At 57.8% G+C, this 23,541-nt stretch carries 22 protein-coding genes; 15 read left to right on the top strand and 7 right to left on the bottom strand.

The window, feature by feature from the left end:
- Nucleotides 1-282: 282 nt before the first annotated feature.
- Both AC1MEE_RS00715 and AC1MEE_RS00710 read right to left on the bottom strand, forming a co-directional pair.
- On the bottom strand, nucleotides 283-1,500 hold the full coding sequence (locus AC1MEE_RS00715; protein WP_480413230.1) for an argininosuccinate synthase: 1,218 nt from the start codon (nucleotides 1,498-1,500) through the stop codon (nucleotides 283-285).
- Between the two features lie 129 nt (nucleotides 1,501-1,629).
- Nucleotides 1,630-2,538 carry a flagellar protein MotY gene (locus tag AC1MEE_RS00710; protein WP_480413229.1) on the bottom strand — a complete coding sequence of 303 codons (909 nt, stop codon included), beginning with the start codon at nucleotides 2,536-2,538 and terminating at the stop codon, nucleotides 1,630-1,632.
- A gap of 128 nt (nucleotides 2,539-2,666) precedes the next feature.
- Here AC1MEE_RS00710 and pyrC point away from each other — a divergent pair, with 128 nt between their 5' ends.
- The 4 genes from pyrC (at nucleotide 2,667) to bfr (ending at nucleotide 5,559) form a co-directional block, all read left to right on the top strand.
- Entirely contained in the window at nucleotides 2,667-3,713 is a 1,047-nt protein-coding gene (pyrC, locus tag AC1MEE_RS00705; protein ID WP_480413228.1) for a dihydroorotase, read from the top strand.
- Nucleotides 3,710-4,384: a ribonuclease T gene (rnt, locus tag AC1MEE_RS00700; protein WP_480413227.1), complete on the top strand. Its 675-nt coding sequence runs from the start codon at nucleotides 3,710-3,712 to the stop codon at nucleotides 4,382-4,384. Before pyrC ends, rnt begins: the two co-directional genes overlap by 4 nt.
- Before the next feature lie 286 nt (nucleotides 4,385-4,670).
- Complete coding sequence (locus AC1MEE_RS00695; RefSeq protein WP_480413226.1) at nucleotides 4,671-4,889, top strand: bacterioferritin-associated ferredoxin; 219 nt, start codon at nucleotides 4,671-4,673, stop codon at nucleotides 4,887-4,889.
- Nucleotides 4,890-5,088: 199 nt separating this feature from the next.
- Nucleotides 5,089-5,559 carry a bacterioferritin gene (gene bfr, locus AC1MEE_RS00690; RefSeq protein ID WP_480413225.1) on the top strand — a complete coding sequence of 157 codons (471 nt, stop codon included), beginning with the start codon at nucleotides 5,089-5,091 and terminating at the stop codon, nucleotides 5,557-5,559.
- A gap of 157 nt (nucleotides 5,560-5,716) precedes the next feature.
- Here bfr and grxD read toward each other — a convergent pair whose 3' ends face one another.
- The 3 genes from grxD to AC1MEE_RS00675 form a co-directional block, all read right to left on the bottom strand.
- On the bottom strand, nucleotides 5,717-6,058 hold the full coding sequence (gene grxD / locus AC1MEE_RS00685; protein WP_480413224.1) for a Grx4 family monothiol glutaredoxin: 342 nt from the start codon (nucleotides 6,056-6,058) through the stop codon (nucleotides 5,717-5,719).
- Between the two features lie 114 nt (nucleotides 6,059-6,172).
- Entirely contained in the window at nucleotides 6,173-8,281 is a 2,109-nt protein-coding gene (locus tag AC1MEE_RS00680; protein WP_480413223.1) for a molybdopterin oxidoreductase family protein, read from the bottom strand.
- 143 nt (nucleotides 8,282-8,424) lie between these two features.
- Nucleotides 8,425-8,715, bottom strand: coding sequence for a hypothetical protein (locus AC1MEE_RS00675; protein ID WP_480413222.1), 291 nt, complete (start codon nucleotides 8,713-8,715; stop codon nucleotides 8,425-8,427).
- Between the two features lie 335 nt (nucleotides 8,716-9,050).
- Here AC1MEE_RS00675 and argF point away from each other — a divergent pair, with 335 nt between their 5' ends.
- Both argF and AC1MEE_RS00665 read left to right on the top strand, forming a co-directional pair.
- Entirely contained in the window at nucleotides 9,051-9,971 is a 921-nt protein-coding gene (gene argF, locus AC1MEE_RS00670; protein WP_480413221.1) for an ornithine carbamoyltransferase, read from the top strand.
- The gene (locus tag AC1MEE_RS00665; protein WP_480413220.1) at nucleotides 9,968-11,005 is read left to right on the top strand and encodes an ABC transporter ATP-binding protein; all 1,038 of its coding nucleotides are present in this window, start codon (nucleotides 9,968-9,970) and stop codon (nucleotides 11,003-11,005) included. Before argF ends, AC1MEE_RS00665 begins: the two co-directional genes overlap by 4 nt.
- Nucleotides 11,006-11,193: 188 nt before the next feature.
- Here AC1MEE_RS00665 and AC1MEE_RS00660 read toward each other — a convergent pair whose 3' ends face one another.
- Both AC1MEE_RS00660 and ybaK read right to left on the bottom strand, forming a co-directional pair.
- Nucleotides 11,194-11,976 (bottom strand): PhzF family phenazine biosynthesis protein, encoded by a 783-nt coding sequence (locus AC1MEE_RS00660; RefSeq protein ID WP_480413219.1) that lies wholly within the window; start codon nucleotides 11,974-11,976, stop codon nucleotides 11,194-11,196.
- A gap of 107 nt (nucleotides 11,977-12,083) precedes the next feature.
- Nucleotides 12,084-12,554, bottom strand: coding sequence for a Cys-tRNA(Pro) deacylase (ybaK, locus tag AC1MEE_RS00655; protein ID WP_480413218.1), 471 nt, complete (start codon nucleotides 12,552-12,554; stop codon nucleotides 12,084-12,086).
- Between the two features lie 387 nt (nucleotides 12,555-12,941).
- Between ybaK and AC1MEE_RS00650 the strand changes: the two genes are divergently transcribed.
- The 9 genes from AC1MEE_RS00650 to aauS all read left to right on the top strand — a co-directional run bounded on the left by AC1MEE_RS00650 (nucleotide 12,942) and on the right by aauS (nucleotide 23,535).
- Nucleotides 12,942-13,811 (top strand): MIP/aquaporin family protein, encoded by an 870-nt coding sequence (locus AC1MEE_RS00650; protein ID WP_480413217.1) that lies wholly within the window; start codon nucleotides 12,942-12,944, stop codon nucleotides 13,809-13,811.
- A 30-nt stretch (nucleotides 13,812-13,841) separates the two neighbouring features.
- The gene (gene glpK, locus AC1MEE_RS00645; RefSeq protein WP_480413216.1) at nucleotides 13,842-15,347 is read left to right on the top strand and encodes a glycerol kinase GlpK; all 1,506 of its coding nucleotides are present in this window, start codon (nucleotides 13,842-13,844) and stop codon (nucleotides 15,345-15,347) included.
- A 151-nt stretch (nucleotides 15,348-15,498) separates the two neighbouring features.
- The gene (locus AC1MEE_RS00640; protein WP_480413215.1) at nucleotides 15,499-16,254 is read left to right on the top strand and encodes a DeoR/GlpR family transcriptional regulator; all 756 of its coding nucleotides are present in this window, start codon (nucleotides 15,499-15,501) and stop codon (nucleotides 16,252-16,254) included.
- A 256-nt stretch (nucleotides 16,255-16,510) separates the two neighbouring features.
- Complete coding sequence (gene glpD, locus AC1MEE_RS00635) at nucleotides 16,511-18,049, top strand: glycerol-3-phosphate dehydrogenase (protein ID WP_480413213.1); 1,539 nt, start codon at nucleotides 16,511-16,513, stop codon at nucleotides 18,047-18,049.
- Nucleotides 18,050-18,419: 370 nt separating this feature from the next.
- Complete coding sequence (locus AC1MEE_RS00630) at nucleotides 18,420-19,334, top strand: glutamate/aspartate ABC transporter substrate-binding protein (RefSeq protein WP_480413212.1); 915 nt, start codon at nucleotides 18,420-18,422, stop codon at nucleotides 19,332-19,334.
- Between the two features lie 81 nt (nucleotides 19,335-19,415).
- Entirely contained in the window at nucleotides 19,416-20,162 is a 747-nt protein-coding gene (locus AC1MEE_RS00625) for an amino acid ABC transporter permease (protein WP_480413211.1), read from the top strand.
- Entirely contained in the window at nucleotides 20,159-20,827 is a 669-nt protein-coding gene (locus tag AC1MEE_RS00620; RefSeq protein WP_480416118.1) for an amino acid ABC transporter permease, read from the top strand. Before AC1MEE_RS00625 ends, AC1MEE_RS00620 begins: the two co-directional genes overlap by 4 nt.
- A complete protein-coding gene (locus AC1MEE_RS00615) occupies nucleotides 20,824-21,558 on the top strand; it encodes an amino acid ABC transporter ATP-binding protein (RefSeq protein WP_480413210.1) in 735 nt (244 codons plus the stop codon). Before AC1MEE_RS00620 ends, AC1MEE_RS00615 begins: the two co-directional genes overlap by 4 nt.
- A 66-nt stretch (nucleotides 21,559-21,624) precedes the next feature.
- The gene (gene aauS / locus AC1MEE_RS00610; RefSeq protein WP_480413209.1) at nucleotides 21,625-23,535 is read left to right on the top strand and encodes a two-component sensor histidine kinase AauS; all 1,911 of its coding nucleotides are present in this window, start codon (nucleotides 21,625-21,627) and stop codon (nucleotides 23,533-23,535) included.
- Nucleotides 23,536-23,541: the final 6 nt, after the last annotated feature.

Raw genomic sequence — 23,541 nt, 5'->3', positions numbered from 1 at the left:
CCTGTCTCGTATAGGCCGCGAGCCAGCGAGCCTCAAAAAAGGCCCGAATCAAAGCGTCAGCGACTCGCTTTACAGGCGAAAACAACACTACAGGATTGAATAACAGACAAGCCCTGCACGCTGGGGTGACAGGTCCGACGATGCAGGGTGAGAGTCGACGTATAACATTGAAAAGGTAGCCCTGATCCGTCTCACAAGGAGATCAGACCGGGGCTACATTTCTTCTGTGCGCAAGCATCGCAAACAAGCCTCGGCATCATTAGCAGCGCTTGACACAAGGCATCAGAACAACTTGCGACCTTTATTTGCAGCAATACGCATGCGCAGAGCATTCAGCTTGATGAAGCCGGCTGCGTCAGCCTGGTTGTAAGCGCCGCCATCCTCTTCAAACGTAGCGATGTTGGCATCAAACAACGATTCGTCAGACTTGCGGCCGGTCACGATGACATTGCCTTTGTAGAGCTTCAGGCGCACAACACCATTCACATGAGCCTGAGACGCGTCGATCATCTGTTGCAGCATCAAACGCTCAGGGCTCCACCAGTAACCGGTGTAAATCAGGCTGGCGTATTTAGGCATCAGCTCATCCTTGAGGTGAGCGACTTCACGATCCAGGGTGATCGACTCGATAGCGCGGTGAGCACGCAGCATGATGGTGCCGCCAGGCGTCTCGTAGCAGCCGCGCGACTTCATGCCCACATAACGGTTCTCGACGATATCCAGACGACCGATACCGTTTTCGCCGCCGATACGGTTCAGGGTGGCCAATACCGTCGCCGGCGTCATCTCTACGCCGTCCAGGGCAACGATATCGCCGTTGCGATAGGTCAGCTCGAGATAGGTAGCAACGTTTGGCGCGTCCTCAGGGGACTTGGTCCAGCGCCACATGTCTTCTTCGTGCTCGGTCCAGGTGTCTTCCAACACGCCGCCTTCATAAGAGATGTGCAGCAGGTTGGCGTCCATGGAGTACGGCGACTTCTTCTTGCCGTGACGTTCGATGGGGATGTTGTGCTTCTCGGCATAGTCCATCAGTTTTTCGCGCGACAGCAGATCCCACTCACGCCAAGGGGCAATCACTTTGACGCCCGGCTTGAGCGCATAGGCGCCCAGTTCGAAACGAACCTGATCGTTGCCTTTGCCGGTGGCGCCATGGGAAATGGCGTCAGCGCCGGTTTCGTTGGCAATTTCGATCAGACGCTTGGCGATCAGCGGACGAGCGATGGAGGTACCCAGCAGGTACTCACCTTCGTAGACGGTGTTGGCGCGGAACATCGGGAATACGAAATCGCGCACGAACTCTTCGCGCAGGTCGTCGATGTAGATTTCTTTGACGCCCATGGCTTGTGCCTTGGCGCGTGCCGGCTCGACTTCTTCGCCTTGACCCAGGTCAGCGGTGAAGGTCACCACTTCGCAGTTATACGTGTCCTGCAGCCACTTGAGGATTACCGAAGTATCCAGGCCACCGGAATACGCGAGAACTACCTTGTTTACGTCCGCCATGCCATCACTCCACCGGGTTGTACGGAAAACCAATGATTCTACCGCTCAAACCCGTGAATTTACAGAGGCGCGACAGCTTGTGACGACGAAGCGACAGTTAATGTCGAGAGCACGACGAATGACAGCAGATTATGAGGTGGCGGCAGCACTGCCCAATGCCGCAACGGGAGCCGGTTTTTCGTCCGGAGCCACACGTTCCAGCTGGACATTGACCCGCCGGTTCCGCGCACGATTAGCGGCATTGGTGTTGGGCGCCAACGGGTAACGCTCGCCATGGAAACGCAGGGTGATCTGCTTCTCCGGCACGCCTTGGGCCTTGAAGAAATCCATCACCGCCAAGGCCCTGCGCCGGGACATATCACGGTTGGTCAGGCGATTGCCGCTATTGTCGGAATGGCCGTCGAGTTCGATGTGGTTGACGGTGGGATCGGCTTTGAGAAAATCGACGATGACTTGCAGCTTGGCCCGCGCCTGTGCATCCAGATCGACCCCGCTGCCCGGAAAGCTTATTTGCGCCTGCTTGACCTGCTCGTAATTCATCGGCAGCAGCTTGGAGGTGCAAGCCTGATAATCGCTGAACGCCTTGCTGAACTTGATCGGCAACAACCGCACTTCCAAAACAACACTACCCTCTTGGGTGTGATGACGAATGACCGGACTGCGGCCTTCAAGCAAACCTGCGATCAGTCGCCCGGCCTGGCCCTGGGAGCTGTTGAATGGAATCTCGCCGTTGCTCACTTTGACCGCGCCCAGATTGATGTCACCGCGCCCCGGCTGCCAGGGCGCAGCCGCGGCCAACAAGGTCGCAGAACCCGAGCCGAGCATACTGCCGCTCGCCTTGAGGCGGAATGTGGCCTGCTCCCCCGCGCGACGCACGAACTCACCCACACCGAAATCGGTGATGGGCTGGATCAAACGGCACTCGAATTTATCGCCTTCGACTTTCCATTCGGTACTTTCCAGACGCGTCTGGAAAGTGATAGCCATTGCCGGCAGGCTGGCAAACACACTGAGCAAGGCTAGATAACGCTGGCGCACGGGAGGCTCCACTAGAAATACGGCATACGTCTGGCTATCGGTAACTTTCCGGAAAACTTGATAGCGAGTGCCTGGATGAGTCTTTTCCGGTAGCATTCCCAGCGAGTTTGACCCGCCTGGAATCCCCAATGTCCGACCGCCTGACCCTTCTGCGTCCCGACGACTGGCACATTCACCTCCGCGATGGAGCTGTTTTGCCTCACACCGTTGCTGACGTTGCGCGTACTTTTGGCCGCGCAATCATCATGCCTAACCTGGTGCCTCCCGTACGCAATGCGCAGGAAGCTGACGCCTATCGCCAGCGCATCCTTGCTGCGCGCCCGGCAGGCAGCCGCTTTGAGCCATTGATGGTGCTTTACCTGACCGACCTGACACAACCGCAGGATATCCGCGCGGCTAAGGCCAGCGGCTTTGTCCATGCCGCGAAACTGTACCCGGCCGGGGCGACCACCAACTCCGATTCCGGTGTTACCAGCATCGACAAGATTTTCCCGGCGCTCGAAACCATGGCCGAGGTTGGCCTGCCGCTTTTGGTCCACGGGGAAGTGACGCGTGGCGAAATCGACGTTTTCGATCGTGAAAAGTTCTTCATCGATGAGCATTTGCGGCGAGTGGTCGAACGCTTCCCGACGCTGAAGGTGGTTTTCGAACACATCACCACCCGCGAAGCCGTGCAATTCGTCAACGAAGCGCCTGCTAACGTGGGGGCGACGATTACCGCTCATCACCTGCTTTATAACCGCAACCACATGCTGGTCGGCGGGATTCGTCCGCACTTCTATTGCCTGCCGATCCTCAAGCGCAATATTCACCAGGATGCATTGCTCGACGCCGCCACCAGTGGCAGCACGAAATTCTTCCTCGGTACCGATTCGGCTCCCCACGCCCAGCACGCCAAAGAAACAGCCTGCGGTTGTGCCGGCTGCTACACCGCTTACGCCGCTATCGAGCTGTACGCCGAAGCGTTCGAACTACGCAATGCCCTGGACAAACTGGAAGGCTTCGCCAGTGTTCACGGTCCGGCGTTCTACGGCCTGGCACCCAACCGCGACACCATAACGCTGGTCCGTGATGAATGGACCGCACCTACCAGCCTGCCATTTGGCGCGCTGTCCGTAATTCCGCTGCGCGCCGGTGAAAAACTGCGCTGGCGCCTGCTGGAGAAACACGCGTGAGTGAAGATCATTTCGACGACGAACAGGACGGTCATGGCGGCGGAGGCTCTCGGCACCCGATGGCTGCCCGTTTCCGTGGCTATCTGCCGGTCGTTATCGACGTAGAAACCGGCGGCTTCAACTCGGCGACCGACGCCCTGCTGGAAATTGCCGCGGTCACGATCGGCATGGATGAAAAAGGCTTTGTGTTCCCTGAGCACACCTACTTCTTCCGTGTTGAACCGTTCGAAGGCGCCAATATCGAAGCAGCGGCGCTGGAGTTCACCGGCATCAAGCTCGATCACCCGCTGCGCATGGCGGTCAGCGAAGAAACCGCGCTGACCGATATCTTCCGCGGCGTACGCAAGGCCCTGAAGGCCAATGGCTGCAAGCGGGCGATTCTGGTGGGGCATAACAGTAGCTTCGACCTCGGGTTCCTGAACGCTGCCGTCGCTCGCCTGGACATGAAGCGCAACCCTTTCCACCCGTTCTCCAGCTTCGACACAGCGACCCTGGCAGGTCTGGCCTACGGTCAAACCGTGCTGGCCAAGGCCTGTCAAACGGCAGACATCGACTTTGATGGCCGTGAAGCGCACTCGGCCCGCTACGACACCGAAAAGACTGCTGAGCTGTTCTGCGGCATCGTCAACCGCTGGAAACAAATGGGTGGCTGGGAAGACTTCAACGACTGAAACCTTTGCGTCCTCCAAAACCGGCCTATATGGCCGGTTTTTTTGTGCTGTCGGATACTCCGCATTCGCAGCGGGACGCGTAGTTGCAAGCCTGCTCCCACAATTGATTGAATCGCCTTTGTGGGAGCAGGCTTGCCTGCGAATGATGCAACACGGTGTATCTGACTCACCGCCCGTCGGCATCCCTCAAATTCTGGCACGCCCCCTACCAAAGTTGTTTTGACAAGCATTCTCATTAACATTAGTATCCCTCGCATTGAGCCACAACCTGCGACGGTTCTCACTTATGTATGTCTGCCTCTGCCAAGGTGTTACTGACGGGCAAATCCGGGACGCGATCCTTGAAGGATGCTGTAGTTACCGCGATGTCCGCCAAACGTTGGGCGTTGCCAGCAAATGTGGCAAATGCGCCACGTTCGCCAAAGAAATCGTGCGCGAAACCCTGACCGAACTGCAAAGCAGCCACGCTGTATTGCCTTACCCGGCAGAGTTTTCAGTCGCCTGAATGTCGCGTTCCAGAGAACCGGACCTTGTGTCCGGTTTTTTTATGCCTGCAATTCAAATGGTTAGCACCAAGATGCGGAACTCAAACATTCTTATTAGTATTTAATTGACTTATTATTCAACAACTTAGGTTTGACACCCCCTACAGTGCGGCTCAAACTCTTGACTTATCCACATAAGCCATAGAGCAGGACCTCGACATGAAAGGCGACGTTACAGTCATCCAGCATCTCAACAAGATCCTCGGAAACGAGCTGGTCGCAATCAACCAATACTTTCTGCATGCCCGTATGTATGAAGACTGGGGCCTGAAAAAACTCGGCGCGCACGAGTATCACGAATCCATCGACGAGATGAAGCACGCCGACAAGCTGATCAAGCGCATCCTGTTCCTCGAAGGCCTGCCTAACCTGCAAGAGCTGGGCAAAATCCTGATCGGCGAACACACCAAAGAAATGCTCGAGTGTGACCTGAAGATCGAACAGAAAGGTCTGGCTGATCTCAAAGCGGCCATCGCGCACTTTGAAGTCGTCGGCGACTTCGGCAGCCGCGAGCTGCTCGAAGATATCCTCGAATCCGAAGAAGAACACATCGACTGGCTTGAAACCCAACTGGGCCTGATCGATAAAGTCGGCATCGAAAACTACCTGCAGTCCCAGATGGGCGACTAATACACCCGCAACAACGAAAAAGCCCCGCTTCTCTTTCGAGGGCGGGGCTTTTTCATGGCAGGCGTTTAGCGGTGTATCAGGTCCACCATGTGAAGCTGTTCGCAGCGGGACGCGTAGTTGCAAGCCTACTCCACAGATCAGTGGGAGCCAGCGCCAATCACGCGTCGGCTTTGTCAGCCGCTGCTTTGGCGGTTGCTTCCTTGACTTGCGTTTGCAGCTCCCCACTGGCAAACAGCTCAGTGATGATGTCGCTCCCGCCGACCAGTTCGCCACCGACCCACAGCTGTGGGAACGTTGGCCAATTGGCATATTTAGGCAGGTTGGCACGAATTTCAGGGTTCTGCAGGATGTCGACATAAGCGAACTTCTCGCCACACGCCATCAATGCCTGCGAAGCTTTTGCCGAAAAACCACACTGAGGGGCATTCGGAGAGCCTTTCATGTAAAGCAGAACGGTATTGTTGGCAATCTGCTCTTTAATAGTTTCGATGATATCCATGAAGCACCTCGGCTGAACTTTCCGACTCAGTTGTCGGCACGGTGGCGCATTGTAACGGAAACCCGAGCGCTACGCTCGGTCTCCCCTTTTTCTGCCGACCATTTGCTGCTGGCTTCACGCCGCGGCCACTTGCACCGGCACGCCGTTCAGGGCGGCATTACCGGACAGCTCGTCCAATTGGCGTTCATCGGTCAGGTCGTTGGCGCTGACGCCCGGCTGATCGCTGGCGATGCCCATTTGCACCCCAGGGCGCGCGTGACCCCAGCCATGAGGCAGACTGACCACCCCCGGCATCATCTCGACGCTCCCCAACACTTGCACCTCTACCGCACCGACCCGCGAACTGACCCGAACCCATTGCCCGTCGCTCAGCCCGCGACTGGCCAGATCATCCGGGTGCATCAACAACTGATGACGCGGTTTGCCTTTCACCAGGCGGTGGTAATTATGCATCCATGAATTATTGCTGCGCACATGGCGACGACCAATCAGCAGCAGCTCCCCTGCCGGAGGGGCCTGCACAGCAGCGAATCGCGCCAGATCGGCAAGGATCACGTCAGGTGCTGCCTGAATTCTCTGATTGACGGTCTTCAACCGCGGCTCCAGGTTAGGCTTGAGCGCTCCTAGATCCAACCCGTGAGGGTGATCACGCAGCCTATCCAGCGAAAGTCTGTGTTCGCTGGCATCGCCATACAGCCCGGCGCGCAAACCTCGGTCGATCATCTGTGCCGGCGATATCGTCGGTTTCAGCTCGCGTTCGGCTCTCGCGGCAAAAGCCTGGGCCAGACCAACGAAAATCTCCCAATCGTGCAAAGCGCCCTCGGGCTTTTCGAGAATGGCGCGGTTGAAACGCGTGACATTGCGCACCGCGAACATATTGAACGTGGTGTCGTAATGATCGTTTTCCAGCGCGGAGGTCGACGGCAGAATCAGGTCGGCATAGCGCGTGGTTTCGTTGATATACAAGTCGATGCCAAGCATGAACTCCAGGCCATCGAGCGCCTGCTCCAGTTTTCGCCCGTTAGGCGTCGACAGCACCGGGTTGCCGGCCACGGTGATCAACGCGCGGACCTGTCCTTCGCCAGCGCTCAACATTTCTTCAGCCAACGCCGAAACCGGCAGCTCACCACCATATTCCGGTAAACCGGACACCCGGCTTTGCCAGCGATTGAAGTGCCCACCCGAGGTCGAGCTGACCAGATCCACCGCCGGCTCCGTGCATAGCGCACCACCCACACGGTCCAGATTGCCGGTGACCAGATTGATCAGCTGCACCAGCCAATGGCACAGCGTGCCGAAGGACTGCGTGGAAATCCCCATCCGCCCGTAGCACACCGCCTTGTCCGCACGGGCGAAGTCACGCGCCAACTGGCGAATCTGCTCCGCCGGCACACCGCAGCGCGAGCTCATCACCTCGGCGTTCAAGTGGGCGATGGCTGCGCGCACTTCATCCAGCCCATCCACAGGCAGGTGGCTGACGCGGGTCAGGTTTTCTTCGAACAGGGTGTTGAGCAGCCCGAACAACAAGGCTGCATCACCACCCGGACGAACGAACACGTGCTGATCGGCAATCGCTGCCGTTTCGCTGCGACGTGGATCGACCACCACCACCTTGCCGCCTCGGGCCTGGATAGCTTTAAGGCGCTTTTCGACATCAGGGACGGTCATGATGCTGCCATTCGACGCCAGCGGATTGCCGCCCAGAATCAGCATGAAATCGGTGTGGTCGATGTCGGGAATGGGCAGTAGCAGCCCGTGGCCATACATCAGATGGCTGCTCAAGTGATGAGGCAGTTGGTCCACGGAGGTGGCAGAAAAGCGATTGCGGGTTTTCAGCAACCCCAGGAAGTAATTGCTATGGGTCATCAACCCATAGTTGTGCACGCTGGGGTTGCCTTGATAAACCGCCACCGCGTTTTGCCCATGACGTTGCTGGATGGCGAACAAGCGTTCGGCGGCCAACTCAAACGCGGCCTGCCACTCGATGGGCTGCCATTCGCTGCCTACCCTGAGCATGGGTTGACGCAAGCGGTCAGGGTCGTTCTGGATATCTTGCAGTGCCACCGCTTTGGGGCAGATATGACCGCGACTGAAGCTGTCCAGGGCGTCGCCCTTGATCGAGGAGATCCGGGTCCCGACACCCTCTTCCGTGATGGTCTCGATGGTGAGGCCACAGATGGCTTCACATAAATGGCAGGCACGATGGTGGAGAGTCTTGGTCATTGCCAGTCTCATCATTTTGTCATGAGCGGCCTTTACGGTCGCGGGAACAAAACTATGGAGTCTGACTGACGAGTACGCCAGAGACGTTTGTCTTGTGAATCGGGCGGCATCAGGCAGGCCGATGCCGTTCCTCTAAACAGGCATCAGTCTAGCGGGATGACGATCTTGTTCTGCATTTGCAGTTCATGAACGGTTTCGATCTGTTCCTGAGCGACATGTACGCCGGTCAGTTCGCCAATCAGGCGCCAATGCTCATCGAGGCCGGTGCTGATGGTTGCCATGCGATCAATCATGCGCTTGCCGGCCGATCGGGTAATTTCATCATTGCTGCGTAGCAATTCGAATGACATTGACGTCATCGATGCGGTGAGGTGCGTCAGAGTACGTGCCGTGAGCCCGAGCAGTTCCGTTAGTTGCTGTTCTTTCGAATCCATTCCCCATAGCCCCTTCGTTGAGCAAGCGCTATTTATAACCCAGCCCCGGCTTTTATGAAATGGTCAGCCGAAGGCAGCAGCTCAGGTCTGTGCTGGAGGTAATGCAATGTCACTGTTACAGGATTGGCACTAATTGCCAAGGCGCGGGGCCGCGGTGTACAAATGCCTCTGAGTTCCCTGAGGTTAGCTCGCTATTGGCAATACGCGACATTTGCTTATACCATCGCGCCTTCCCTATTCGTCGCCCTGTGCGGCTTTCGCCGCAGGTCTCGCCCGTTTTCCCGATAAAACCCGGCTTTGAGCATCTGCGGTCTGTTGCAAAAAGGTAGTTAATGATGAGCGCAAGGCACTTTCTCTCGATGATGGATTACACGCCAGAAGAGCTAGTCAGCGTGATTCGTCGCGGCATAGAGCTGAAGGACCTGCGAAACCGCGGCGTACTCTTCGAGCCATTGAAAAACCGGGTTCTCGGAATGATTTTCGAGAAATCTTCGACTCGCACCCGTCTTTCGTTCGAAGCCGGCATGATCCAGCTCGGTGGTCAGGCGATCTTTTTGTCGCCTCGCGACACCCAATTGGGTCGCGGCGAGCCTATCGCCGATGGCGCGAGAGTCATGTCGCGCATGGTCGATGCGGTGATGATCCGTACATTCGCCCACAGCAACCTGACGGAGTTTGCCGCCAATTCCCGTGTTCCGGTGATCAACGGCCTGTCCGATGATTTGCATCCCTGCCAATTGCTGGCGGACATGCAAACCTTTCTTGAACATCGCGGTTCGATTCAGGGCAAGACCGTGGCCTGGATCGGCGACGGCAACAACATGTGCAACAGCTATATAGAAGCCGCGATCCAGTTCGACTTCCAGCTGCGTGTCGCCTGCCCTGAGGGTTATGAACCCAGCCCTGAATTCCTCGCGCTGGCTGGCGACCGGGTCACCGTCCTGCGTGACCCGCGGCAAGCCGTTGCAGGTGCGCATCTGGTCAGCACCGATGTCTGGACCTCCATGGGCCAGGAAGAAGAAACCGCCAAGCGCCTGGCCTTGTTCGCACCGTATCAAGTGACCCGTGAGTTGCTTGATCTGGCGGCCGAGGACGTCTTGTTCATGCATTGCCTTCCGGCTCATCGCGGCGAAGAAATCAGCCTCGATCTGCTCGACGACCCCCGCGCGGTGCCCTGGGATCAAGCCGAAAACCGACTGCACGCGCAAAAGGCGCTGCTGGAGTTTCTGGTCGAGCCGGCCTACCACCACGCATGAGTCAGCCAGTACTGCTGAGTCTGCGCAATCTGGCGTGCGGCTATCAGGATCAACGCGTGGTGCAGGATCTCAATCTGCACCTCAACGCCGGTGATATCGGCTGCTTGCTGGGCTCCTCCGGTTGCGGCAAAACCACGACACTGCGCGCCATCGCCGGGTTCGAGCCGGTGCATGAAGGTGACATCACTCTGGCCGGTGAAGTGATCTCCCGCGCAGGCTTTACCCTGCCCCCCGAGAAGCGTCGGATCGGCATGGTCTTTCAGGACTACGCGCTATTCCCGCACCTGAGCGTCGCAGAAAACATCGCGTTCGGCATTCGCAAACACCCGCAGCTCAAGCAGGTGACTGACGAATTGCTCGACTTGGTTAACCTTGGCACGCTGGGCAAGCGTTACCCGCACGAACTGTCGGGTGGGCAACAGCAGAGAGTCGCACTGGCCCGAGCCCTGGCACCCGAGCCGCAGTTGCTGTTGCTGGATGAGCCATTCTCCAACCTCGACGGCGAACTGCGGCGGCGCCTCAGCCATGAAGTCCGCGATATCCTCAAGGCACGCGGCACCAGCGCGATTCTGGTCACTCACGACCAGGAAGAAGCCTTTGCCGTCAGCGATCACGTGGGGGTGTTCAAGGAAGGTCGGCTTGAGCAATGGGATACGCCCTACAACCTTTATCACGAACCGTTGACGCCTTTTGTCGCGAGCTTTATCGGTCAGGGGTATTTCATTCGTGGGCAACTGATCGATTCGAAATCGGTACAGACCGAATTGGGTGTGCTTCGAGGCAACCGCGCGAACACGCAGGCGAAGGGCGGTGACGTGGATGTGCTGCTGCGGCCGGACGATATCGTTTATGCACAGGACAGCGCGCTAAAGGCTCGGGTCTTGAGTAGAACCTTTCAGGGCGCGTCGACGCTGTATCGGTTGCAGACGCCAGGAGGCAATTCACTGGAAGCCATCTTCTCCAGCCATGCCAATCATCGCGAGGGGGATGAGGTGGGGGTTCGGGTGAAGGCTGAGCGGCTGGTGGTATTTTAAGTAGCCGAAAACTGTAGGAGCTGACTTGTCTGCGATCCAGTGCGTAGCGCTGGCAAAAATGGTGAATTCACCACCGTTGGAAGGTCCTCCGGCCCTTTTCGCAGACAAGTCAGCTCCTACAGGGGACCTAGTTTGCTGCGCGACAGCGCGGCGTCGAAGACGGACCGGGCCCTCTTACAGAGAATGCCTCACCCCAACAGCAATGTACCGCTCGCCACCAGCGTGGCATGCCCGCCGATTTTCACGCGATCGCCTTCCAGACGACAAAGCAGCTCCCCGCCACGGGCCGAACATTGGTAGGCGGTCAACCCGAGTTTGCCGAGGCGATTCGACCAATACGGGATCAGGCTGCAATGGGTCGAGCCGGTCACAGGGTCTTCGGGAATACCGATACCCGGAGCGAAATAGCGCGAGACAAAATCGTGCTGGTCACCTATGGCGGTGACGATCACGCCCGGCCAAGGCAATCGCGCCAACGCCGCCATATCGGGCTTGCAATCACGCACCGCCTGTTCGGACGCCAACACCACCATCAACTCGGTTGAGCCCATTACATCGACGATGCTCACACCCAGGGCGCGTTCAAGCTCTACAGTCACACCCACTACACCGGGCACCATGGCCGGAAAATCCAGCAGCAGCCGACCGTCTTCCCGGGTGACGCTCAAAGTGCCCGCCTTGGCAATGAAGTCGATGCGTTCGGCCGGCTCTTTATAGACTTCGAACAACACGTGAGCACTGGCCAACGTGGCATGGCCGCACAGCGGGACTTCAGTGGTCGGGGTGAACCAGCGGATATGCCAGCCTTGGGCTTCGCGGACCAGAAATGCAGTTTCTGCCAGATTGTGCTCGGCTGCGATGCTCTGCATCAGCTCATCCGCTAGCCAGGTGTCGAGCCGGTAGACCATGGCCGGATTACCACTGAACGGGCGATCACTGAAGGCGTCGACCTGATGAAATTCAAGCTGCATATACGGCACTTCCCTGCTGTTGTTGGAATCGTTATTTGCATCAAGCATGCCTGCCAGCCAAGCGCACCGCCAGTGACAGAATATGCCGTTATCGACAATACAGAATGCTACGGGCGGCCGATCTCGGCAAAGGTGGCGTGAGTATGTTCGGCCAAAACGGCGGATGGAAGTTCCACTTCCAGGCCCCGGCGCCCGGCGCTGACGAAAATTGTGGCGAAGGACTGGGCAGATTGATCGATAAAGGTACGTAGCCTCTTCTTCTGCCCCAGCGGGCTAATGCCGCCCAGCAAATAGCCCGTGGCGCGCTGGGCCGCTGCCGGATCAGCCATTTCGGTTTTCTTCGCACCGGCAGCATGCGCGAGTGCTTTGAGGTCAAGACTCCCCACAACCGGGACCACCGCCACCAACAATTCACCCTTTTCGGTCGCTGCAAGCAAGGTCTTGAACACCTGGGCAGGTTCCAGTCCGAGCTTCTCCGCCGCCTCCAATCCGTAGGACGCCGCCTTGGGGTCGTGTTCGTAACTGTGAATACGGTGCTCGGCGCGAACTTTTTTCAACAAATCCAATGCTGGGGTCATGCAGCTCTCCGGGGGTCGCTGGGCGTTGAGATCGATGCCGCCACTTTAAGACATATGCCGCTAAAATACCCTATTGGTCGCGATACTCGGCCTATATCGGACTCGTTGCTCACTGCATACGCGAAGTTCACGAACGCGCAACAAGACGTTTTCTACATAAAACCAGCAACGAACCAAGGACCGGCGGTCAAAAAATGGCCTACGGTTCACTTTCGACCTTTGACAGTATTCTTTCTTGTCTATATTTTTTCGATAACGAATATTTTCAGCTCGTACTGAACTATGCTCGTGGCCTGAGCGGAAATGGGACTTTCTCCAATCAGGCAAAAAATGAGCGCTGACGATCTTCGGGCAGCGCTCGAAAAAAACAACAATAAGGAGGTTTCCATGACAACTGTTCTTCAGCCACCGCTACAAGTACCCACATTGACCGGCCAATGCGTGGCCGAGTTTCTAGGCACGGCGCTATTGATCTTCTTCGGGACCGGTTGCGTTGCAGCGCTCAAGCTCGCTGGTGCCAGCTTTGGTTTGTGGGAAATCAGTGTCATCTGGGGTATTGGCGTCAGCATGGCGATCTACCTGACCGCAGGTGTTTCCGGTGCTCACCTCAATCCAGCTGTCAGCATCGCTTTGTGCATTTTTGGTGACTTCGAAAAAAGAAAACTGCCGTTCTACATCGCCGCCCAAGTGGTCGGCGCCTTCTGCGCGGCCGCGTTGGTGTACGGACTTTACATCAGCCTGTTCTTCGAATTCGAACAAGTGCATCACATGATTCGCGGCACGCAGGCCAGCCTTGAATTGGCTTCAGTATTCTCGACGTACCCCAACCCGGCGATTTCCACTAGTCAGGCGTTTCTGGTCGAAGTGGTGATTACCGCCATTCTTATGTGCGTGATCATGTCTTTGACCGACGACAACAACGGCTTGCCAAAGGGCCCGATGGCGCCGCTGTTGATCGGCTTGCTGATCGCCGTGATCGGCAGCGCCATGGGTCCGCTGACCGGGTTCGCCATGAACCCTGCGCGGGATTTCGGCCCTAAGCTGATGACATTCTTCGCGGGATGGGGCTCGATGGCGTTTACCGGTGGCCGTGAAATTCCGTACTTTCTGATTCCGATTTTTGCGCCAATCCTTGGCGCCTGCCTCGGTGCCGCAGGCTATCGCGGGCTGATCGCCCGTCATCTGCCCAGCGCCATTGTCGTTGTAGAAAAACAGGACGCTGCCATCGCCGGTGGCAAAGTCCAGGCTTCATCTTGAACCCCACTCATTAAGTGCAAGGCAATCGACATGACCGACACACAAAATAAAAACTACATCATTGCCCTTGACCAGGGCACGACCAGTTCACGAGCGATTATTTTCGACCGCGATGCCAATGTGGTCAGCATCGCGCAAAGTGAGTTCGCCCAGCATTACCCGCAAGCTGGCTGGGTCGAACACGACCCGATGGAAATCTTCGCTACCCAGACCGCGTGCATGACCAAGGCGCTGGCCCAGGCGGACCTGCACCACGACCAGATCGCCGCCATCGGCATCACCAACCAGCGTGAAACCACGGTGGTCTGGGAGAAGGAAACCGGACGCCCTATCTACAACGCCATCGTCTGGCAATGCCGTCGCAGCACTGAGATCTGCCAACAGCTCAAGCGTGATGGTCACGAAGACTACATCCGCGAAACCACAGGCCTGGTCACCGACCCGTACTTCTCTGGCACCAAGCTCAAATGGATTCTCAACCACGTTGAAGGCAGCCGCGAACGCGCACGCAAGGGCGAGTTGCTGTTCGGCACCGTTGATAGCTGGCTGATCTGGAAATTCACCGGCGGCAAAGTCCATGTCACCGATTACACCAACGCCTCGCGCACCATGCTCTTCAACATCCATACCCTGGAATGGGATGAAAAGATGCTGCAAGTGCTGGATATCCCGCGCGAGATGCTGCCAGACGTCCGCTCATCCTCCGAAGTTTACGGGCACAGCAAAAGCGGCATCCCTATCGCCGGTATTGCTGGCGATCAACAAGCAGCCTTGTTCGGCCAGATGTGCGTCGAACCCGGTCAGGCAAAAAACACCTACGGTACCGGCTGCTTCCTGTTGATGAACACCGGCAAAAAAGCCGTGCAGTCCGCTCACGGCATGCTCACCACCATCGCCTGTGGCCCGCGTGGCGAAGTCGCTTATGCCCTGGAGGGTGCTGTGTTCAACGGCGGGTCCACCGTTCAATGGCTGCGTGACGAACTGAAGCTCATCAATGACGCGACGGATACCGAGTACTTCGCCGGCAAGGTCAAGGACAGCAACGGCGTCTATCTGGTGCCAGCCTTTACCGGTCTGGGCGCACCGTACTGGGACCCGTATGCCCGTGGCGCATTGTTCGGTCTGACCCGTGGGGTCAAGGTCGACCACATTATTCGTGCCGCCCTTGAGTCCATCGCCTACCAGACCCGCGACGTACTCGATGCCATGCAACAGGACTCCGGCGAACGCCTCAAAGCCCTGCGCGTGGACGGCGGTGCGGTGGCCAACAACTTCTTGATGCAATTCCAGGCCGATATCCTCGGTACCACGGTCGAACGCCCGAAAATGCGCGAAACCACTGCCTTGGGTGCAGCTTATCTGGCGGGCCTGGCCGTCGGCTTCTGGAGCAGCCTCGACGAGTTGCGTAGCAAAGCGGTGATCGAGCGCGAATTCGAACCGCAACTCGCCGAAGCGGAAAAAGAAAAGCTCTACGCTGGCTGGAAAAAAGCCGTGAGCCGCACCCGCGACTGGGAACCGCACGAAGAAAGTAACTGATCGATAAACGCCCACAAGGGCGGGGAGCAGTATGAGTTTCCGGCGATCAAGTTGTATGAAAGCGTAGTTTTCATACAACTTGTGACAGGTGGTGGTGGCCTGCGGCATCATGGGCGCCATTTGCTTGGCAGCCTGAAGGAAAATCAAAACAATGAATCTGCCTCCCCGCCAGCAGCAGATCCTCGAACTGGTACGCGAACGCGGCTACGTCAGCATCGAAGAAATGGCTCAACTGTTTATCGTGACCCCGCAAACCATCCGCCGTGATATCAATCAACTGGCGGAAATGAGCCTGTTGCGCCGCTACCACGGCGGCGCAGCCTATGACTCAAGCATCGAGAACACGGCCTACGCCATGCGAGCGGACCAGATGCGCGATGAAAAACAACGGATCGCCGAAGCCATCGCCGCGCAGATCCCGGACCACGCCTCGCTGTTCATCAATATCGGCACAACTACCGAATCCATCGCCCGGGCGCTGCTCAATCACAATCACCTGAAAATCATCACCAATAACCTGCATGTCGCATCGATCCTCAGCGGCAAGGATGACTTCGAAGTCCTGCTGGCCGGCGGCAATGTACGCCGCGATGGTGGTGTGGTGGGTCAGGCCTGTGTCGACTTCATCAATCAGTTCAAAGTCGATTTCGCCCTGGTCGGCATCAGCGGCATCGATGAAGACGGCAGCTTGCTGGACTTCGATTATCAGGAAGTGCGCGTTTCCCAGGCGATCATCGCCAACGCCCGGAAAGTGCTGCTGGCCGCCGACTCCAGCAAGTTCGGACGCAACGCCATGGTCCGCCTGGGCCCGATCAGCCTGATCGATTGTCTGGTCACCGACCAGGCACCCGTCCCGGCCCTGATGCAGTTGTTGACGCAGCACAAGATTCGGGTGGAAGTGGTCTGATCTGCTGATCTTGGCTGGCCCCAAATGTGTGGTTGATCCCGGATCCCCGTGGGAGCGAATTCATTCGCGAAGGGCGCGACGCGGTGTAACTGATTCCCCGCGCCCTAATGTTCGGTTTTTTTCCTTTTCTATTGCCTTGATCAGTATTTTCAATGGGTCTTGACTGGCTGCATCTTCTTTATTGCGCTATGATTTTCGTAATCGAACATAAATGTTCGAATTCGACATTCGAAGATTAAAGTAAAGAGGCCATCCGATGCCCCACTCCACCTTGCCCGTGCTACCGCTTTCCGAAACCTACGACATCGCCGTCATTGGGGGTGGTATCAATGGCGTCGGGATCGCAGCGGACGCAGCCGGTCGTGGCCTGTCAGTATTCCTTTGTGAAAAGGACGACCTGGCCAGCCACACGTCATCGGCCAGCAGCAAGCTGATCCACGGCGGCCTGCGCTATCTCGAACATTATGAATTTCGCTTGGTGCGCGAGGCCTTGGCCGAACGTGAAGTGCTGCTGGCCAAAGCACCCCACATCGTCAAACCGATGCGTTTCGTGCTTCCCCATCGTCCGCACCTGCGTCCGGCCTGGATGATCCGTGCCGGTCTGTTTTTGTACGACCACCTGGGTAAACGAGAAAAACTGCCCGCCTCGCGCAGCCTGCGCTTTGGCAGCGACAGCCCGCTCAACGCGACGATCACCCGGGGTTTCGAATACTCCGATTGCTGGGTCGACGACGCCCGCCTGGTGGTGCTCAACGCCATGGCCGCCCGCGAAAACGGTGCTCACGTCCACACCCAGACGCGCTGCATCAATGCTCGTCGCAGCAAGGGCCTGTGGAACCTCAACATGGAGCGCGCCGACGGCAGTCTGTTTTCCATTCGCGCCAAAGCACTGGTCAACGCCGCTGGCCCTTGGGTCGCCAAGTTCATTCGTGACGACCTGAAACTCGACTCCCCTTATGGCATCCGCCTGATTCAGGGCAGCCATTTGATCGTGCCCAAACTGTACGAAGGCGAAAACGCGTTCATCCTGCAGAACGAAGATCAACGCATCGTCTTCGCGATTCCTTACCTGGAACGCTTCACCATTATCGGTACCACGGATCGTGAATATCAGGGCGATCCGAGCAAAGTGTCGATCACCGAAGGCGAAATCGACTACCTGCTCAAAGTGGTCAACGAACACTTCAAGAAACAACTGAGCCGTAGCGACATCCAACGCACCTACTCAGGCGTTCGTCCGCTGTGCAACGACGAATCGGACAACCCTTCGGCGATCACCCGCGACTACACGCTGTCGCTGTCGGGCAGCGCTGAAGAAGCACCGATCCTCTCGGTGTTTGGCGGCAAGCTGACGACGTATCGCAAGTTGGCCGAGTCGGCGATGGCGCAACTCGCGCCCTTCTTCACGCAGATGAAGCCAAGCTGGACCGCCACTGCCAGCCTGCCGGGCGGCGAAAACATGAGCACGCCACACGCTTTGACTAGCGAACTGAGGACGCGCTTCGACTGGCTGCCCACTGAAATCGCACGGCGATGGGCCCGCACCTATGGCAGCCGCAGTTGGCGTTTGCTCGAAGGCGTGCAAAACCTCGCCGATATGGGCGAGCACCTCGGTGGCGGCCTTTATACCCGGGAAGTCGATTACCTGTGCAGCGAGGAATGGGCCATGAATGCCGAAGACATCCTTTGGCGTCGTACCAAGCTGGGCCTGTTCACCACACCTGGCGAACAATTGCGCGTTCAGGAATACCTCGACACCGTCGCGCGCAATAAAAGCAGCATCGAAGCCGCCTGACCCTCCTAGGGTCTGTTGACGTTTGGTGACGACCGCGACCAAACGTCAACAGACCCTAGCAACCAGCCTCCTTGCAACGAGGAGGCTGTGCAGATCCCGGCTCAAGCCATTCGGTTTTCCGAACGAACCACACCCACTAGTTCGGCCCACCGGACGCACCGTGTGCAAAGGGCTTTAAAAATCAAAATAAAATCCTTTTAAATCAATGTATTAATCCTTGTCGCGAGCTTGGCATGAGTCCTGCTCTACACTTTCTGTCAAATGCGTCGACCGTAGCGTGCGCCCCTGACTGGGCCGTCGTTGAGGTATTCGCTGATTGAGAGGACCGCCACTTCGGTTCCATAAAAAAAACAAAGTCGAGGATTAACTGATGCGCATCGTTCCCCATCTTTTGGGCGCAGCAATCGCTGCCGCTCTGATTAGCACTCCAGTTTTCGCTGCCGAACTCACTGGCACACTGAAGAAAATCAAAGAGTCCGGCACCATCACCCTCGGACACCGCGATGCTTCCATTCCGTTTTCCTATCTCGCTGACGCATCCGGAGTTCCGGTTGGCTATTCCCACGACATCCAGCTGAAAGTCGTCGAAGCCATCAAGAAAGACCTCGGCATGCCGGACCTGAAGGTCAAGTACAACCTGGTCACTTCGCAAACCCGCATCCCGCTGGTGCAAAACGGCACTGTAGACATCGAGTGCGGTTCCACCACCAACAACGCCGAGCGTCAGCAGCAGGTTGACTTCTCGGTCGGCATCTTCGAAATCGGCACCCGCTTGCTGTCCAAGAAAGATTCCGTCTACAAAGATTTCGCTGACCTCAAAGGCAAGAACGTCGTGACCACGGCGGGCACCACATCCGAGCGCATTCTCAAGTCGATGAACGCCGACAAGCAGATGGGCATGAACGTCATCTCCGCCAAAGACCACGGTGAATCCTTCCAGATGCTCGAGTCCGGCCGCGCGGTCGCATTCATGATGGATGACGCCTTGCTCGCAGGCGAAATGGCCAAAGCCAAGAAGCCTGATGACTGGGCCGTGACCGGCACTCCGCAATCCTATGAAATCTATGGTTGCATGGTCCGCAAAGAAGACGCCCCGTTCAAGAAAGCCGTGGATGACGCCATCAAGGCAACCTATGCCTCGGGCGAAATCAACACCATCTACGCCAAGTGGTTCACCCAGCCGATCCCGCCAAAGGGTCTGAACCTGATGTTCCCGATGAGCGACCAGTTGAAAGCGCTGATTGCCACCCCTACCGACAAGCCAGCTCCCGACGTAAAAATCTAAGAAGCACTGGCCCATCTTTCCCCTGAGTGCGCCAACGCGCACTCAGGGGATCGACATCGATCCAACTGAGGGGAGACCCTGATGAATTACAACTGGGACTGGGGCGTATTCCTCAAGTCCACCGGTATCGGCAACGAAATCTATCTGGACTGGTACCTTACCGGACTGGGCTGGACCATCGCGATTGCCGTCGCCGCCTGGATCATCGCTTTGCTGCTGGGCTCTGTGCTCGGGGTAATGCGTACTGTGCCGAACCGTTGGGTGTCGGGCATTGCCACGGTCTACGTGGAAATCTTCCGCAACGTTCCGCTGCTGGTGCAGCTGTTTATCTGGTACTTCCTGGTGCCGGATCTGCTGCCCGCCAATTTGCAGGAATGGTACAAACAAGATCTTAACCCTACGACGTCGGCCTTTCTGAGTGTCGTGGTCTGTCTGGGCCTGTTCACCGCCGCACGGGTTTGCGAACAAGTGCGCACCGGCATCCAGGCGCTGCCTCGCGGTCAGGAACCAGCGGCTCGAGCCATGGGCTTCAAACTGCCGCAGATCTACTGGAACGTGCTGCTGCCCCAGGCTTACCGGATCATCATTCCACCCCTGACCTCGGAATTCCTGAACGTCTTCAAAAACTCGTCCGTTGCCTCGCTGATCGGCCTGATGGAGCTGCTTGCGCAGACCAAACAGACCGCCGAGTTCTCCGCCAACCTGTTCGAAGCCTTTACTCTGGCAACGCTGATCTACTTCACCTTGAACATGGGCCTGATGCTGTTGATGCGCCTGATCGAGAAGAAAGTCGCGGTGCCCGGGCTGATCTCCCTGGGAGGTAAATAATGGACTTCAGTGGAATCGTTCCTGCTCTGCCCGGCATGTGGAACGGCATGGTCATGACCCTGCAACTGATGGTGCTTGGCGTCATCGGCGGTGTCGTACTGGGTACCATCCTGGCATTGATGCGTTTGTCATCGAGCACGGTGCTGGCCCGGTTCGCCGGTGCCTATGTGAACTACTTTCGCTCGATCCCGCTGCTGCTGGTGATCACCTGGTTCTATTTGGCGGTGCCATTCGTACTGCGCTGGATCACCGGCGAAGACACCCCGATCGGAGCGTTCACCTCCTGTCTGGTGGCGTTCATGATGTTCGAGGCGGCGTACTTCTGCGAAATCGTTCGTGCCGGGGTCCAGTCCATTCCCAAAGGCCAGATGGGCGCAGCCCAGGCGCTGGGGATGAACTACGGGCAAATGATGCGCTTGATCATCCTGCCTCAGGCATTTCGCAAAATGACCCCGCTGCTGTTGCAGCAGAGCATCATTCTGTTCCAGGACACCTCGCTGGTTTATACCGTCGGCCTGGTGGACTTCCTCAATGCCTCGCGCTCCAGTGGCGACATCATCGGCCGCTCCAATGAGTTCCTGATCTTCGCCGGTCTGGTGTATTTCACGATCAGCTTTGCCGCCTCGCAGCTGGTGAAGCGTCTGCAAAAAAGGTTTGCCGTATGATTTCCATCAAGAATATCAACAAGTGGTACGGGGACTTCCAGGTGCTGACCAACTGCAGCACCGAGGTCAAAAAAGGTGAAGTGGTGGTGGTTTGCGGCCCATCGGGTTCGGGCAAATCGACGCTGATCAAGTGTGTGAACGCACTGGAACCCTTTCAGAAGGGCGACATCGTTGTCGATGGCACGTCGATCGGCGACCCTAAGACCAACCTGCCCAAACTGCGTTCGCGGGTGGGCATGGTGTTCCAGCATTTCGAGCTGTTCCCGCACCTGTCCATCGTTGAAAACCTGACCATCGCCCAGATCAAGGTTCTTGGCCGGAGCAAGGAAGAAGCGACCAAAAAAGGCCTGCAACTGCTGGAGCGTGTCGGCCTGTCAGCCCATGCTCACAAGCATCCGGGTCAGCTTTCCGGCGGCCAGCAACAGCGCGTGGCGATTGCCCGTGCATTGGCGATGGACCCGGTGGTCATGCTGTTCGATGAACCGACCTCGGCCCTGGATCCGGAAATGGTCAACGAAGTGCTCGACGTCATGGTGCAACTGGCCCAGGAAGGCATGACCATGATGTGTGTGACCCATGAAATGGGCTTTGCCCGTAAAGTGGCAAACCGGGTGATCTTCATGGATCAGGGGCAAATCGTCGAAGACTGCCAGAAAGAAGAGTTCTTTGGTGATGTTACCGCCCGCTCCGACCGTGCCCAGCATTTCCTCGCCAAAATCCTGCAGCACTAAACAGGCCCGACTGTCCGTGCCCGCGGTTATCGGGCACGGACAGCTGGTCGGTCCCGGACGACTGTGATGAAATGCGACCCCACTCTCTATCGCGCCGCGCCGCCATCACTTGCCGTGAAACCCCGCCTGATACGCCAACTGTTTCTACCCCCGCTGGTCATCTTGCTGATGGTCGCGCTGGGCTATGTCAGCTATCTGATCAGTGAACGCAACGGTGTTAAGGCCCTGAGCGAGAACGGCGAGCGTCAGCTGGAGCTGCATGCTCGCACCGTAGAAAGCGAGATCAACAGATACACCTACCTGCCGAGCGTTCTCGAACTCGAAGCCAACGTCTCGCGCTTGTTGAAGGACCCGACGCCGGAACTGCGTCAGAGCGTCAACGATTACCTTGAAGGCCTCAATCGCCGCAGCCGCAGCCGGGCAATTTATGTGCTCGACACCACCGGTCGGGTGCTCGCCACCAGTAACTGGCGCGATGCCGACAGTTACCTCGGCGAAGACCTGTCGTTCCGTGCCTATTTTCAGGACGCCGTGCGTGGCCTGCCCGGCCGCTTCTACGGAATTGGCAGCACCACCGGCGAACCCGGCTATTACCTGGCCCACGGCCTGGAAGAGCAAGGCAAGATCATTGGCGTGGCAGTGATCAAGGTACGCCTGGAAGCCCTGGAAGAACGCTGGCAGCGCGCGCGCCTGGAAGCCTTTGTCTCTGATGAGAACGGCATCATCATTCTTTCCAGCGATCCGGCACGCCGGCTCAAATCGGTTCGTCCGCTGACCCCGGAAATCAAAGAACGACTCGCGCGCAGCCTGCAATATTACTGGTGGCCACTCAACGAACTGGTGCCGCTGGCCCGAGAGCGACTGGCCGAGGGCGTCGAGAAGCTGACCTTTCCCGCCAACATCAGCGTCGATCATGAGCATACCGAGGTCAGTTACCTGGCCCAGACCCGGCCGCTGAGCGACACGCCGTGGCACCTGACCCTGCTCACCCCGCTGGAAGAGTTGCGCAGCGAAGCCGCGCGCCAGGGGATGTTGGTGGCCGTGGCCTGCGCGCTGGTGGCGTTTCTGCTGATCGCCTGGAACGAGCGGCGCAAAGTGATCTCTACCCGACTTGCCGCGCGCGAGGCGCTGCAAGTAGCCAACAACGAGCTGGAACGCAAGATCGCCGAGCGCACTGCCGATCTGCGCGCGAGCAACGAACGCCTCAAGAGCCAGATCCGCGAGCGGCGCCAGGCCGAAGAAACGTTGCGCCGCGCTCAGGATGAACTGGTCCAGGCTGGCAAACTTGCCGCCATTGGCCAGATGTCCACCAGCATCGCCCACGAACTCAATCAACCCCTCGCCGCCCTGCGCACGCTGTCCGGCAATACCGTGCGTTTCATCGAGCGTGGCGCATTGGACACCGCCAGTACCAACCTGCGAACCATCAATGATCTGGTCGATCGCATGGGCCGGATTACCGCCAGCCTGCGCGCCTTCGCCCGGCGGGGCGATGACAAGGGACAAGCGTCGCTGGGCAAGGCCGTCGACGCCGCACTGCAAGTGCTCAATGGCCGACTGGAGAACTTCCATCTCGAACTGCACGAGCATTTCGATGATGTGCCCTTGAGAATCGATCAAACGCGCCTTGAGCAGATTCTGGTGAATCTCATCGGCAACGCTCTGGATGCCATGCAGGTTCAGCCACTGCCCCAGTTGTGGCTGGAAGGTGAAACCGCCGACGGCCGCTACCGCCTGTACGTACGCGACAACGGTCACGGCATCGACCCTGAAGCGCGCAAGCACCTGTTCGAACCGTTCTTTACCACTAAGCCGGGTGAACAAGGCCTGGGCCTTGGCCTGACCCTTTCGGCCAGCCTCGCCGCCGCAGCCGGTGGCAGTCTCAGTGCGGAGCATCCGCCGGGCGGCGGCACTGCCTTTGTCCTGAGCCTGCCGTTGCTCAACGCGCCCGAGCCTCGCGAAGCCGAGCCGATATGAATGAGG

The sequence above is a fragment of the Pseudomonas sp. ASL3 genome (genome assembly GCF_056680425.1).
This window is presented reverse-complemented; position numbering and strand designations above follow the sequence as displayed.

Coding starts and splice junctions, on each gene's coding strand:
- AC1MEE_RS00715 (WP_480413230.1), bottom strand. CDS start 1,500: ATGGCGGACGTAAACAAGGTAGTTCTCGCGTATTCCGGTGGCCTGGAT.
- pyrC (WP_480413228.1), top strand. CDS start 2,667: ATGTCCGACCGCCTGACCCTTCTGCGTCCCGACGACTGGCACATTCAC.
- AC1MEE_RS00695 (WP_480413226.1), top strand. CDS start 4,671: ATGTATGTCTGCCTCTGCCAAGGTGTTACTGACGGGCAAATCCGGGAC.
- bfr (WP_480413225.1), top strand. CDS start 5,089: ATGAAAGGCGACGTTACAGTCATCCAGCATCTCAACAAGATCCTCGGA.
- grxD (WP_480413224.1), bottom strand. CDS start 6,058: ATGGATATCATCGAAACTATTAAAGAGCAGATTGCCAACAATACCGTT.
- AC1MEE_RS00680 (WP_480413223.1), bottom strand. CDS start 8,281: ATGACCAAGACTCTCCACCATCGTGCCTGCCATTTATGTGAAGCCATC.
- AC1MEE_RS00675 (WP_480413222.1), bottom strand. CDS start 8,715: ATGGATTCGAAAGAACAGCAACTAACGGAACTGCTCGGGCTCACGGCA.
- argF (WP_480413221.1), top strand. CDS start 9,051: ATGAGCGCAAGGCACTTTCTCTCGATGATGGATTACACGCCAGAAGAG.
- AC1MEE_RS00665 (WP_480413220.1), top strand. CDS start 9,968: ATGAGTCAGCCAGTACTGCTGAGTCTGCGCAATCTGGCGTGCGGCTAT.
- AC1MEE_RS00660 (WP_480413219.1), bottom strand. CDS start 11,976: ATGCAGCTTGAATTTCATCAGGTCGACGCCTTCAGTGATCGCCCGTTC.
- ybaK (WP_480413218.1), bottom strand. CDS start 12,554: ATGACCCCAGCATTGGATTTGTTGAAAAAAGTTCGCGCCGAGCACCGT.
- AC1MEE_RS00650 (WP_480413217.1), top strand. CDS start 12,942: ATGACAACTGTTCTTCAGCCACCGCTACAAGTACCCACATTGACCGGC.
- glpK (WP_480413216.1), top strand. CDS start 13,842: ATGACCGACACACAAAATAAAAACTACATCATTGCCCTTGACCAGGGC.
- AC1MEE_RS00640 (WP_480413215.1), top strand. CDS start 15,499: ATGAATCTGCCTCCCCGCCAGCAGCAGATCCTCGAACTGGTACGCGAA.
- glpD (WP_480413213.1), top strand. CDS start 16,511: ATGCCCCACTCCACCTTGCCCGTGCTACCGCTTTCCGAAACCTACGAC.
- AC1MEE_RS00630 (WP_480413212.1), top strand. CDS start 18,420: ATGCGCATCGTTCCCCATCTTTTGGGCGCAGCAATCGCTGCCGCTCTG.
- AC1MEE_RS00625 (WP_480413211.1), top strand. CDS start 19,416: ATGAATTACAACTGGGACTGGGGCGTATTCCTCAAGTCCACCGGTATC.
- AC1MEE_RS00615 (WP_480413210.1), top strand. CDS start 20,824: ATGATTTCCATCAAGAATATCAACAAGTGGTACGGGGACTTCCAGGTG.
- aauS (WP_480413209.1), top strand. CDS start 21,625: ATGAAATGCGACCCCACTCTCTATCGCGCCGCGCCGCCATCACTTGCC.